Below are 12108 nucleotides of genomic sequence, written 5' to 3' on the forward strand. Positions count from 1 at the left end.
CACGGTACACTGCGCAGCGTCATGATCAGCAACGCTTGAGCGATCGTCGTGACACTGCTACCGTGCGCCGGGTCGGTCGAAGCGACATGCGCTACCGCCGATCGGACGAATCAGGCTCCCCGCCAGGGATGGTTTCACATGGAATCCCGCAGCTCGAATCTGCGCCGGAAAGTCGTGGCTATGTTGGCCTCGCTCGTTGCGCTGTGGGCTTTCGCCGCCTGGGTGACGCTGCGGGAGGGCGTCAACCTCATCTGGGTGCAGACGCTCGACAGCCGGGTCGCCCAGCCGAGTGAGCCGCTCGTGCTGGAGTTGCAGGCGGAGCGCCGGGCCTCCTCGGCGTTCCTCGGCGGGGCGGGCGAGGCCGAGCGGACCCAGCTCGAGGCACAGTGGCAGCGGACCCAGGCCGTCGCTGACGACTTCCGGGAGTCCGTCCGCGGCTGGCGCGTCGACCTGGCGGCGAGCGACGACACCAGGCGGCAGATCGACGCGGTCGTCGCCGAGTTGGACCAGTTGGGCAGCGTGCGCGAGTCGATCCGCACCCGCCAGGTGGACCGGGCGGCCGCCGCCGAGGCGTACACCAGGCTCATCGACTCGACGCTGCAGGTGTACGGGTCGTTGGGCAACCTGGACGACGAGCAGTTCGCGAAGGAGACCGGGGCGCTGATCCAGATCGTCCGGGTCCGGGAACTCATGTCCCAGGAGGACGCGCTGGTCACCGGGGCGCTCGCCGCCGGCCGGATGACTCCGGAGGAGTCCGCCGCCTTCGCCCGCACCGTCGGCGCCCAGCGCTTCCTCGACAGCCAGACCCGGGCCGACCTGGCCGACGCCGACCGGGCACGGTACGAGGCGCTGCTCGGCGGCGAGGCGTACACGTCGTTCCGCGCCCTGGAGGACCGGGTGGTCCTCGCGGGACGGACGTCGGGTCCGCCGACTGTCACGGCGGCCCAGTGGCGCGCGGCGGCGGACGTCGTGGCCGAGGAGCAGCAGCGGTTCATCATCGAGGCCGGTGACGCGCTCGTGGACCGGTCCACGCCGATCGCCGCCGGCGTCATCCTCCGGCTGGTGCTGGCCGCCGGCCTGGGCCTGCTCGCCGTCATCGCCTCCATCGTCATGTCGGTCACCACCGCCCGGGCCCTGGTGCGGCAGCTGGAGCGGCTGCGTGAGGCGGCGTTCGGGCTCGCCAACGAGCGGCTGCCCGGCGTGGTCGAGCGGCTCGGCCACGGCGAGGAGGTCGACGTCGCCAAGGAGGCGCCCCCGCTGGAGTTCGGCGACGACGAGATCGGCCAGGTGGGCAAGGCGTTCAACGCCGTGCAGGAGACCGCCATCCGCACCGCCGTCGAGCAGGCCGAGCTGCGCCGCAACGTCCGGGACGTCTTCCTCAGCCTGGCCCGGCGCACCCAGGCGCTGGTGCACCGCCAGCTCACCCTGCTCGACGCGATGGAGCGTCGCGAGCACGACGCCGAGGAGCTGGAGGACCTGTTCCGGGTCGACCACCTGGCCACCCGGATGCGGCGTAACGCGGAGAACCTGATCCTGCTCTCCGGCTCCACCCCGGGCCGGGCGTGGCGGCGCAACGTGCCGATGGTCGACGTGGTCCGGGGCGCGGTCGCCGAGGTCGAGGACTACACCCGGGTCAACGTGCTGCCCCTCGGCCCGGTCTCGCTGACCGGGCGGGCGGTCGGTGACGTCATCCACCTGCTCGCCGAGCTGATCGAGAACGGGCTGTCGTTCTCCCCGCCGCACACCACGGTCGAGGTGCGCGGGCAGATGGTGGCCAACGGCTTCGCCATCGAGATCGAGGACCGCGGTCTGGGCATGAGCGAGGAGGACCTGGCCGCCGCGAACCACCGGATCGTCGACCAGTCCGAGCTGAACCTGGCCAACGCCTCCCGCCTGGGGCTCTACGTGGTGAGCCGGCTGACCGAGCGGCACGGCGTGCGCGTGCAGCTCAAGGAGTCGGCGTACGGCGGCACCACCGCGGTCGTGCTGATCCCGGCCGATCTGGTCACCGCCGACGACGCCGACCCGAGCGCCTCCGGCGGCTTCCCGGCCGGGGCGCCGGCCGCCGCGCCGGTGACGGGCGTGTCCGCTCCCGCCACCGAGCAGCCCGCCACGGTGCCGGCGGCGGTTGCCGAGCCGTCGGCCCCGCCGCGGCCGCGGCCGGCCCCCGACGCCGGGGCCGCCGCCGGACACTCCGCCGGGGACACCCTGCCCACCCGGGCGCGTGGCCGGAGCCTGTCGACCACCGCCCCGACGGAGGAGCGGCTGCCCACCCGGGCCCGGGGCGCGTCGATGCTGTCGGCCCTGGACGGCCCGACCTTCCCGACCGGCCTGCCGGTGACCGCCGCCCGGCCGGCCGTGGCCGCCCCGCAGACGCCGGCGCCGGCGGAGGCCGCCACCCCCGCCGAGACCGTCTCGACGGCCGAAGCGGCGGAGGCGCGCGCCGGGAGCACGGCGGCCGCCGGCCCCGCGCGGGTGCCCTGCCCCGAGCAGGTGCGTACCGAGTCCGGGCTGCCGGTCCGGGTCCGGCAGGCCAGCCTCGCGCCGGAACTGCGCGACGAGCCCGCCGCCGGGGACGACGACGAGGACACGGTACGCCCGCCGGAGCAGGTGCGCCGGATGATGAGTTCCTACCAGAGCGGCACCCGGCGCGGCCGTACGGACGCCGCCCGGCTGCTCGGCGGGGCCGGCGGCGGCCGGCCCGAGACAGGCGAGGAAGCCGGGGCCGGCGAGGGACCCGACGTCGGCGATCAGCAGGCGACCTGACCGGCGCCGCCCGCACTGCGGGGTGACCCCGCGGCGTGGCGGTCAGCCCACACGAGCACGGCGACAACAGCCGGGGGAGAAGAGGACGACGAGTGGCGCAGAAGACGGCTTCGAGTGCCGACCTGACGTGGTTGCTGGATGATCTGGTCGGCCGGGTGAAGCAGGCCGACCACGCGGTCGCGCTCTCGACGGACGGCCTGTTGATGGCCGCCTCGCGAGGGCTCAGCCGGGACGACGGAGAGCACCTGGCCGCGATGGCGGCCGGCATCCAGAGCCTGGCCCGGGGCGCGGGCAAGCGCTTCGGCGGCGGGCAGGTGCAGCAGACCATCATCGAGATGCAGTCGTCGTTCCTGTTCGTCACGGCGGCCGGACGCAACGCCTGCCTGGCCGTCCTCGCCAGCGAGGACGCCGACGTCGGCCTGATCGCCTACGAGATGGCGATGCTGGTTACCCGTGTCGGCAAGTACGTCGCGTCGCCGTCGCGGACCGAGCAACCGGCCGACGAGAAGTAACCGCGATGACGGTGCAGGGGGAGTCCGCCGAGCACCAGTGGGTCGACGACCACGCCGGCCCGGTGGTGCGCCCCTACGCGGTGACCCGTGGCCGGGCCCGGCCGGTCACCGGCACGTTCGACCTGATCTCGCTGGTGACGGCGACCCGCGCGGACGTGACCCCGGAGGTCGGACTGGGTCCGGAGCACCTGGCGATCGTCGGGCTCTGCCAGCGGATCCAGTCCGTCGCCGAGATCGCCGCCCACATGGACCTGCCGGTGGGCACCATCCGGGTCCTGCTCGGCGACCTGGTGGCCCGCAGCCTGGTGCAGGTGCGCGAGCCGCGCACCACGGCCGGCCTTCCCGACAACAGCGTTTTCGAGGCGGTAATCAATGGACTACGGGCACTCTGAGCGGCCGGCGGGAGCGCCGCCACTGCCCACCGCGATCAAGATCCTTGTCGCGGGTGGTTTCGGGGTGGGCAAGACCACCATGGTCGGCGCGGTCAGCGAGACGCGCCCGCTGCGCACGGAGGAGGTGCTGACCGAGACCGGGGTCGGCATCGACGACCTCTCCGGGGTGGAGAGCAAGACGACCACCACGGTGGCGATGGACTTCGGTCGCATCACCATCAGCGACGACCTGGTGCTCTACCTCTTCGGCACCCCCGGACAGGACCGCTTCTGGTTCGTCTGGGACGAGCTGGCGCTCGGCGCGATCGGCGCGGTGGTGCTCGCGGACACCCGGCGGCTGGCGGACTGCTTCCCCTCCATCGACTACTTCGAGGGGCGCGGCACGCCGTTCGTGGTGGCGGTGAACTGCTTCGAGGGCGCCCGGCAGTACCGCCTGGACGAGGTGCAGTCGGCGCTGAACCTCGACCCCGGGGTGCCGGTGCTGCTCTGCGACGCCCGGAAGCGCGAGTCGAGCAAGGAGGTGCTCATCACGCTGCTGGAGCACGCCATGAAGACCCGGGACGCCCGCCGCCGGGCCGAGTGACCGCATCGCGGGGTCGGCGCGCGGGCAGGTGAGCCGCGGCGCCGCCTCGCCCGGGGCCGCGCCGAGCCGGTACGCGAAAGGGCCCCTCCCGCGCGGAGCGCGGGAGGGGCCCTTTTCGATGCGTCAGCCGGCGATCATGCGGCGCAGCACGTACTGCAGGATGCCGCCGTGCCGGTAGTAGTCCGCCTCACCCGGGGTGTCGATCCGGACCACCGCGTCGAACTCGACGCCGGTGTCGGTGCCGACCTTGACCGTGCGCGGGGTCGTCCCGTCGTTCAGCGCGGTCACCCCGGTGATGGTGAACGTCTCCGTGCCGGTCAGGCCCAGCGACTCGGCGGTCTCGCCGGCCGGGAACTGCAGCGGGAGCACGCCCATGCCGATGAGGTTGGAGCGGTGGATCCGCTCGTACGACTCGGCGATGACCGCCTTGACGCCGAGCAGCATCGTGCCCTTGGCCGCCCAGTCCCGCGACGAGCCGGAGCCGTACTCCTTGCCGGCCAGGACGACCAGCGGGACGCCCGCCTCCTGGTAGGCCACCGAGGCGTCGTAGATCGAGGTCTGCTCGCCGGTCAGGTGGTTGACCGTGAAGCCGCCCTCGACACCGGGGACCAGCTGGTTGCGCAGCCGGATGTTGGCGAAGGTGCCCCGGATCATCACCTCGTGGTTGCCCCGGCGGGAGCCGTACGAGTTGAACTCGTGCCGCGGCACGCCGTGCTCGGCGAGGTACTTGCCGGCGGGGGAGTCGGCCTTGATGGAACCGGCCGGGGAGATGTGGTCGGTGGTCACCGAGTCGCCCAGCTTGGCCAGCACCCGGGCGCCGGTGATGTCGACGACCGCCTTCGGCTCCCGCTCCATGCCCTCGAAGTACGGGGGCTTGCGGACGTAGGTGGACTCACCCGCCCAGGCGAAGGTGTCGCCGGTCGGGGTGGGCAGCGACTGCCAGCGCTCGTCGCCGGCGAACACGTCCGCGTACGCCGCGCTGAAGCCGGTGGCGCCGATCGCCGAGGCGATGACGTCCTGGATCTCGGCGGTGTTCGGCCAGATGTCGCGCAGGAACACCGGGTTGCCCTGGCTGTCCTCGCCGATCGGCTCGTTGGCCAGGTCGATGTCCATCGTGCCGGCCAGCGCGTACGCGACCACCAGCGGCGGGGACGCCAGGTAGTTCATCTTCACGTCCGGGTTGATCCGGCCCTCGAAGTTCCGGTTGCCGGACAGCACCGAGACGACGGCCAGGTCGGCCTCGTTGACGGCGGCGGAGATCTCCTCCGGCAGCGGGCCGGAGTTGCCGATGCAGGTGGTGCAGCCGTAGCCGACCAGGTGGAAGCCGAGCTTCTCCAGGTAGGGCGTGAGGCCGGCCCGCTCGTAGTAGTCCATGACGACCTTGGAGCCCGGGGCCAGGGTGGTCTTCACCCACGGCTTGCGGGTCAGGCCCTTCTCCACCGCGTTGCGGGCCAGCAGCGCCGCACCGATCATGACCTGCGGGTTGGAGGTGTTGGTGCAGGAGGTGATCGCGGCGATCACCACGGCGCCGTGGTCCAGCTCGAACTCGGTGCCGTCGGCGCCCGTGACCCGGATCGGGTTGCTGGCACGCCCGCCCGCGCCGACCGCGGCCGTCTCCAGGTCGCGCGGGGCGTCGGCCGGGTCGCTGACCCCGTTGGCGGGGGAGTCGCTGGCCGGGAAGGACTCGGCGCTCGCCTCGTCGGCGTGGCCCACGACCCCGAACGGCTTCTCCTGCTGCGGTACGCCGGCGGCGCGGCTCCGGTCGCCGCCGGTCTCGTCGGCGGCCACGTAGTCGGTCAGCGCCGAGCGGAACAGCGTCTTGGCGCTGCCCAGCGGCACCCGGTCCTGCGGGCGCTTCGGACCGGCCAGGGACGGCTCGATGGTGCTCAGGTCGAGCTCCAGGCGCTCCGAGTACTCCGGCTCGGCGTCCGGGTCGTGCCAGAGGCCCTGCTCCTTGGCGTACGCCTCGACCAGCGCGACCTGCTGCGGGTCGCGGCCGGTCAGCTCCAGGTAGCGGACGGTCTCGCCGTCGATCGGGAAGATCGCCACGGTGGAGCCGTACTCCGGCGACATGTTGCCGATGGTGGCCCGGTTGGCCAGCGGCACGGCGCTCACGCCCGGGCCGTAGAACTCGACGAACTTGCCCACCACGCCGTGCTTGCGCAGCATCTCGGTGATGGTGAGCACCAGGTCGGTGGCGGTGGTGCCGGCCGGCATCTCGCCGGAGAGCTTGAAGCCCACCACGCGCGGGATCAGCATGCTGACCGGCTGGCCGAGCATGGCGGCCTCGGCCTCGATGCCGCCGACGCCCCAGCCGAGCACGCCCAGGCCGTTGACCATCGTGGTGTGCGAGTCGGTGCCGACCACGGTGTCCGGGTACGCCTGGCCGTTGCGCTCCATGATCGTACGGGCCAGGTACTCGATGTTGACCTGGTGCACGATGCCGGTGCCCGGCGGGACGACCTTGAACTCGTTGAACGCGGTCTGGCCCCAGCGCAGGAACTGGTAGCGCTCCTTGTTGCGCTCGTACTCCAGCTCGACGTTGCGCTGGAAGGCGTCCTCGCGGCCGAACAGGTCGGCGATGACCGAGTGGTCGATGACCAGCTCGGCCGGGGCGAGCGGGTTGACCTTGGTGGCGTCGCCGCCGAGGTCGCGGACGGCCTCGCGCATGGTGGCCAGGTCGACCACGCAGGGCACGCCGGTGAAGTCCTGCATGAGCACCCGCGCCGGGGTGAACTGGATCTCCACGCTCGGGTCGGCGGTGGGGTCCCAGCCGCCGAGCTGCCGGATGTGGTCGGCGGTGATGTTCGCGCCGTCCTCGGTCCGGAGCAGGTTCTCCAGGAGGATCTTCAGGCTGTAGGGGAGCCGCTCGTGGCCCTCCACCTTGCTGATCTTGAAAATCTCGTAGCTCGCGTCTCCGACGCGTAGCTGGGTCTTCGCACCGAAGGTGTCGAGGCTCGCCACGTCGTACTCCTTCACACCAGCGACCGTGAGTAGTCCTGAGCAGTCTGTCGCACCGGTCGGGGTGCCGCCGTGGTTAGGGGACACTTACCGCCGATTCTCGTCGTCAACAAAACCGTACGTCCGTCTTGCTAACTCCGCAACCTCGTGCCATCGTTCGGGACGAGGAGGTACCACCATGATCCATCACGTCCAGCTCGCCTGCCCACGCGGCTCCGAGGACGCGTCCCGCGCCTTCTACGTGGGGGTGCTCGGCATGACGGAGCGGCCCAAGCCCCCGGCGCTGGCGGCCCGTGGTGGCTGCTGGTTCACCGGGCACGGCGCCGAACTGCACCTGGGTGTCGAGGGCGACTTCCGCCCCGCCCGCAAGGCCCATCCCGGCCTGCTCCGGCCCGACCTCGACGCGCTCGCCGACCGGCTGGCCGCCGCCGGCTACCCGATCACCTGGGGCGACGACGAGCTGCCCGGGATGCGCCGGTTCCACTCCCACGACGTGCACGGCAACCGCCTGGAGTTCCTCGCCCCGCTCGACTGAACTCGGCGCGGGCCTGGCCTGCCCGGCGAGCCGGCCGCCTGGGACGCTGCGTCGCGTGCGGCTGCGGGCATGACGACAGGGCCGGCCCCCGTTTGGGGGCCGGCCCTTGTCGTTGGTGTTCGGTTGTGTGTTGCCTGGATCAGGCGGCGTAGCCGCGGGTGGCGATCCAGTCGGCGAGGGCCTCGGTGGTGATCCAGTAGGAGGCCTGGGCCGGGTCGGCGGAGTCGGCGATCTTCACCGTCTCGCCGTTGTCGCGGTAGCCGACGACGCTGATGTAGTGCCCGCCCTCGAAGGAGTGGACGCCGCCGTCGGTGTCGGTGGCGGTGCCGGCGATGTTGGCCACCGGGGCGCGGCCGTCGTCGACGGCCTTGACGACGTCGGTGCGCAGCTTGGTGGTCTGCTTGTCGTCGGCCCTGGCCTGGCTGATCTCGACGCTGTGGTAGGCGTTCTTGCCGGTTTCCTTGTTCAGGACGGGGGTGATGTCGTTGATGGAGTCGGTGCCGGCCTCGGTGGTGCCCATCTGCTTGGCCATGGCGTCGACGTTGATGTCCTTGCCCTGCACGCTCAGGGCGTTGCGGGTGGCGGCGGGGCCGCAGTAGTAGAAGTTCGGCTGGGCCTCGTAGGCGACGTCGAGTTCCTTCTGTCCGCCCTTACGGTCACGGTCCTGGGTGACGGTGGCGGGCTTGCTGTCGACGGGGGCCGCGTACGTGGCGGTGACGGGGCCGGCGATGGCGCCGCCGGTGAAGGCGAGGCCGGCAGCGGTCAGGGCGGTCTTACGGATCAGATCGGTACGCATGATCGTATGCACCTCTCGATCGGGGGTACGCGGCACACCGAAAAAGGGGGGTGGGTGGCCACGGATAAGGAAAGGTCGAAGACCAGAAGGGGTGCGCCCGCGCTTGGGGGCGCGTCCCGGGGGGATGTAACGACGCGGGGCCCGGCCGGCATTCCGACCGTCGTCCCGAGCTGTCGAGACGGCCCGGGGGTCACGCGCTCACGACGTATACAACGCCCCGTGCCCCCGGCCCATGCCCGCCGGGCGGTGACCCCCGCCACCGCAATTAACCATAAATCGGACACGAACCTCAGGTCAGGGCATGCACACCCGACGAACCGGACACCCGCCCCATAGATGCCCTCACCTGCTGTCCAGCACCACGTATCCAGCGGCCGGGGGTCGGGGAATCATCCGGGCGCCCTGTCGAGCTGAATCGTTTGCGACATCATCCGGATCGTTTGCGACATCGTGCGGCCGTCCGGGCCTGACCGGGGTGCGGGTGCGGGCCGGGAGACGATCCACGTTGCCGCTGTCGAGCTGAGTCGTTCGCGACATCGTCCGACTGTCCAGACCCGCGGTGATGCCGGGACTCCGGAGACGCGCCGGCCGGCCCGAGGGTCGATGTTGCCGTGATTCGTTTACGACATCAGCTCGACAGGGGACCAGATGTGGCTCATTGACCGAGCCGAGGCGCAGGTCGAACGGGGTGTGGCACATACGCACGCGGGCGGCCGGACGCGCCCCCCACCTGGCCGCCGCGGGCCGGAAACGGGACGGCTGCGACCATGACGGCATGGAGATCTGGAACAACCCGTCCTGCTCGAAGTGCGCCGCCGCCCGGTCCGCGCTGGACGAGGCCGGTGTGGGGTACGGGGTGCGCCCGTACCTGGACCGGCCGCCGAGCGCGGCGGAGCTGACCGAGGTGCTGCGCAGGCTCGGCGCGCGCCCCTGGGACGTCTGCCGGACGCAGGAGCCCGCCGCGGTCGCCCTGGGCATGGCCGACTGGCCGCGGGACGAGGCATCCGAGTCGCGCTGGATCGACGCGATGGTCGCCGCCCCGGAGCTGATCCAGCGGCCCCTGCTGCTGCTCGACGACGGGAGCGCGCTCGTGGGTCGTACCCCGGAGGCGGTGGCGGAGGCGGTGCGCCGCAGCGGCGTGACGGCCGGTGGTGGCGCGGAGCCGGGCCCTCCTCGCCCGACGAACGGGTGAACCGGTGACGCGTTTCCGCCCGTAGCCGTCGGATCGACTGGCCGATGACCGACGCGATGGTGGTGAACAACCGCATCCGCAACAACGGCCGGCCGGTCGGCGGTCGCTGGGATCGCAACCACCACGACGAGGACTGACCGCGCTGGCGTCAGCGCGCGTCGTCGGTGGGCGCCGTCGCCGCCGCGTGCCGGTCGCGCAGCCGGGCCCGGATCTCCTCCGGGGTGTACGCCCGGCGTCGCCGTTCCGCCCGCGCGATCACCACGCCGGACGCCGCGACGCCGGCGAGACCCGCGAGCCCGAGCACCTTCCACCACCGCATCCGTTGCCGCATCGGCCTAGGGTAGACCCCCATGAGCATCAGCCTGGACGAGGCAGTGGAGCTGACCCGCACCGGCGACGTGTGGGTGTTCCGGGGCCGAAGCGTGCCGGACCGGGCCATCCAGTTGACCACCAACAGCCCGGTCAACCACGTCGGCATGGCGGTGGTGCTGGACGACATGCCGCCCCTGATGTGGCACGCGGAGCTGGGCAGGTCGCTGCCCGACATGTGGTCCGGCACCCACCAGCGCGGCGTGCAGCTGCACGACCTGCGGGACGCGGTCTGCGTCTGGGCCAACCGGTACGGCCAGCGCGCCTGGCTGCGCCAGCTCGACCCGCCGGCCGACGCGGAGATGGAGAACGCGGTGCTGCGCACCGTCGCCCGGCTCGACGGCACGCCGTTCCCGTCCACCGCCCAGCTCGCCTGGCGCTGGGTGCGTGGCCGGGTGCCGACGATGCGGATGCCGGCGCTGCCCGGGCGGGGTCGGGACCGCTCCGGGGCGTCGGTGCGCGACCGCGCGCTGGAGACGGCGTACTGCGCGGAGGTCGTCGCGGTGACCTACGAGGCGATGGGGCTGCTCCCCGCCGGACGGCGTCCGAACTGGTACGACCCGGGCCGGTTCTGGAGCGGCGACGACCTCGGCCTGGCCGGCGACGCCCGGCTCGGCGTCGAGATCGAGGTACGCATCCCGCCGCGCTGAGGTTTGGCCCGGTGGCCGACAGGCAATTGCTGTCCCCGTGAGAGCTTCCACCGATCTCGACACGCTGACCGACTTCTTCGACCGGTACGGCGTGGCGCTGACCAGCGGCGACCTGCCCGCCATCGCCGGCTGTTACGCCCTGCCGGGGCTGGTGGTCGCCGACACGTACAGCTTCTCGTTCACCTCCCCGGCGGCGGTGGCACTGTCCTTCGTGGGCGCCGCCCCCGACTACCAGGAACGCGAGCTGGTCGCCGCGCACGCGGCCATCGAGGACGTGCAGCCGATGTCGGCGCTGCTGACGATGGTGGCCGTCGAGTGGGAGTTCCTGGACAGCCAGGGCCGGGCGGTCCCGGGCGAGCGCTACCGCTACCTGCTGCGCGCCACCGACGACGGTCCGGTCATCTGCACGGTCCTGCGCACCGCCTGACCCGTCCCGTCCGCCGGCACGTTCCGGCCCCCACCTTCTTGCCGCCGGCCGCTACGCTTCCCCGGACACCGCTGGAGGAGGGCATGTCCGGCATGCGCCGAGCATCGAGCAAGTCCTACGGCACGGCCGTCATCGCGTCCTCGCCCTGGATCGTCGTGTCCGTCGGCGTCGGGGTGATGGTGGTGCTGTTGGTCGTCGCGCTCGGCGCCTACCGGGGGCGCGGCCCCGCGTACGACGCGCAGCCCGAGCCGCCCGAGCCGACCCTTGCCCTGCCCGATCCGCGACCCTCGCCGAGCGTCCCGGCAACGGCCACGGCCACGTCGCCGTCGCGGCGGCCGTCACCCACTCCGTCCGCCCATGCCACCAGCCGGTCCACTCCGGACCGGCCCACGCCGGCACGGTCCAGCCGCACGCCGTCCCCGACCCCTGGCGGGGACGACGACGCGGTGCTGGTGCTGCCGCCGCCGACCGCACCGCCGGTGAGCGGGCGGTACCGGGTGGTGGACGAGTTCCGCGGCGGGTTCGTCGGGGAGGTGCTGGTCAGCAACGCCTCCCCGGAAGGCCGGGCGTGGACGGCCCGGCTGGCCTTTCCGGGCGGGCGGCTGGCCAACGTGTGGCTGGAGGACGGGCCACAGGGGACGGCCACCCGGACCGACGACGGCTTCACCTACCGCAGCGGCCAGGACCTGCCCGGGGGAGCGTCGGTGGCACTGCGGTTCTACGTCGAGCGTGCGGACAGCCGCCCGGAGAGCTGCACCGTCGACGGCGTCGCCTGCCGCGGGCTGTAGGCCATCACGTTCGCAGGGCCCGGCGCTCGCGCCGGGCCCTGCTTTTGCAAGCCCACTGCTTTGTTGCGACTCTGTTTGCAAGGTATTGCAGAATGTTTCGGCAAGAGCTAGCGTGCGGGCCAATCAGCGACCAGAGG

General features: G+C 72.3%; 12 protein-coding genes. 9 read left to right on the forward strand and 3 right to left on the reverse strand.

Going from position 1 to position 12108, the window contains the following annotated elements; genetic code table 11:
• Nucleotides 1-180: 180 nt before the first annotated feature.
• From ACFY23_RS10180 to ACFY23_RS10195, 4 genes are all read left to right on the forward strand, one after another.
• Nucleotides 181-2766: a nitrate- and nitrite sensing domain-containing protein gene (locus ACFY23_RS10180; RefSeq protein ID WP_350819015.1), complete on the forward strand. Its 2586-nt coding sequence runs from the start codon at nucleotides 181-183 to the stop codon at nucleotides 2764-2766.
• A 92-nt stretch (nucleotides 2767-2858) separates the two neighbouring features.
• Complete coding sequence (locus ACFY23_RS10185) at nucleotides 2859-3278, forward strand: roadblock/LC7 domain-containing protein (protein WP_350686945.1); 420 nt, start codon at nucleotides 2859-2861, stop codon at nucleotides 3276-3278.
• Nucleotides 3279-3283: 5 nt separating this feature from the next.
• Nucleotides 3284-3670: a DUF742 domain-containing protein gene (locus tag ACFY23_RS10190; RefSeq protein ID WP_350686947.1), complete on the forward strand. Its 387-nt coding sequence runs from the start codon at nucleotides 3284-3286 to the stop codon at nucleotides 3668-3670.
• A complete protein-coding gene (locus ACFY23_RS10195) occupies nucleotides 3651-4253 on the forward strand; it encodes an ATP/GTP-binding protein (protein ID WP_350686949.1) in 603 nt (200 codons plus the stop codon). Before ACFY23_RS10190 ends, ACFY23_RS10195 begins: the two co-directional genes overlap by 20 nt.
• A gap of 123 nt (nucleotides 4254-4376) precedes the next feature.
• On the opposite strand, the gene ACFY23_RS10200 is transcribed toward ACFY23_RS10195, so the two are convergent.
• Nucleotides 4377-7232: an aconitate hydratase gene (locus ACFY23_RS10200; RefSeq protein WP_350686951.1), complete on the reverse strand. Its 2856-nt coding sequence runs from the start codon at nucleotides 7230-7232 to the stop codon at nucleotides 4377-4379.
• A 160-nt stretch (nucleotides 7233-7392) separates the two neighbouring features.
• On the opposite strand from ACFY23_RS10200, the gene ACFY23_RS10205 reads away from it, so the two are divergent.
• The gene (locus tag ACFY23_RS10205) at nucleotides 7393-7749 is read left to right on the forward strand and encodes a VOC family protein (RefSeq protein WP_350686952.1); all 357 of its coding nucleotides are present in this window, start codon (nucleotides 7393-7395) and stop codon (nucleotides 7747-7749) included.
• Nucleotides 7750-7888: 139 nt separating this feature from the next.
• Here ACFY23_RS10205 and ACFY23_RS10210 read toward each other — a convergent pair whose 3' ends face one another.
• Nucleotides 7889-8545, reverse strand: coding sequence for a C39 family peptidase (locus tag ACFY23_RS10210; RefSeq protein ID WP_387037481.1), 657 nt, complete (start codon nucleotides 8543-8545; stop codon nucleotides 7889-7891).
• Between the two features lie 775 nt (nucleotides 8546-9320).
• On the opposite strand from ACFY23_RS10210, the gene ACFY23_RS10215 reads away from it, so the two are divergent.
• Nucleotides 9321-9737 carry an ArsC/Spx/MgsR family protein gene (locus tag ACFY23_RS10215; protein WP_350686287.1) on the forward strand — a complete coding sequence of 139 codons (417 nt, stop codon included), beginning with the start codon at nucleotides 9321-9323 and terminating at the stop codon, nucleotides 9735-9737.
• Between the two features lie 148 nt (nucleotides 9738-9885).
• Here the strand turns inward: ACFY23_RS10215 and ACFY23_RS10220 are convergent, their stop codons facing one another.
• On the reverse strand, nucleotides 9886-10068 hold the full coding sequence (locus ACFY23_RS10220; RefSeq protein WP_350686289.1) for a hypothetical protein: 183 nt from the start codon (nucleotides 10066-10068) through the stop codon (nucleotides 9886-9888).
• Nucleotides 10069-10087: 19 nt separating this feature from the next.
• On the opposite strand from ACFY23_RS10220, the gene ACFY23_RS10225 reads away from it, so the two are divergent.
• The 3 genes from ACFY23_RS10225 to ACFY23_RS10235 all read left to right on the forward strand — a co-directional run bounded on the left by ACFY23_RS10225 (nucleotide 10088) and on the right by ACFY23_RS10235 (nucleotide 11971).
• The gene (locus ACFY23_RS10225; protein WP_350686286.1) at nucleotides 10088-10756 is read left to right on the forward strand and encodes a hypothetical protein; all 669 of its coding nucleotides are present in this window, start codon (nucleotides 10088-10090) and stop codon (nucleotides 10754-10756) included.
• 37 nt (nucleotides 10757-10793) lie between these two features.
• Nucleotides 10794-11183 (forward strand): hypothetical protein, encoded by a 390-nt coding sequence (locus ACFY23_RS10230; RefSeq protein WP_350686285.1) that lies wholly within the window; start codon nucleotides 10794-10796, stop codon nucleotides 11181-11183.
• Nucleotides 11184-11275: 92 nt separating this feature from the next.
• Nucleotides 11276-11971 carry a cellulose-binding protein gene (locus ACFY23_RS10235; protein ID WP_350819591.1) on the forward strand — a complete coding sequence of 232 codons (696 nt, stop codon included), beginning with the start codon at nucleotides 11276-11278 and terminating at the stop codon, nucleotides 11969-11971.
• Nucleotides 11972-12108 lie beyond the last annotated feature (137 nt).

The organism is Micromonospora sp. NPDC000121 (genome assembly GCF_042899165.1).
Classification (GTDB): Bacteria; Actinomycetota; Actinomycetes; order Mycobacteriales; family Micromonosporaceae; genus Micromonospora.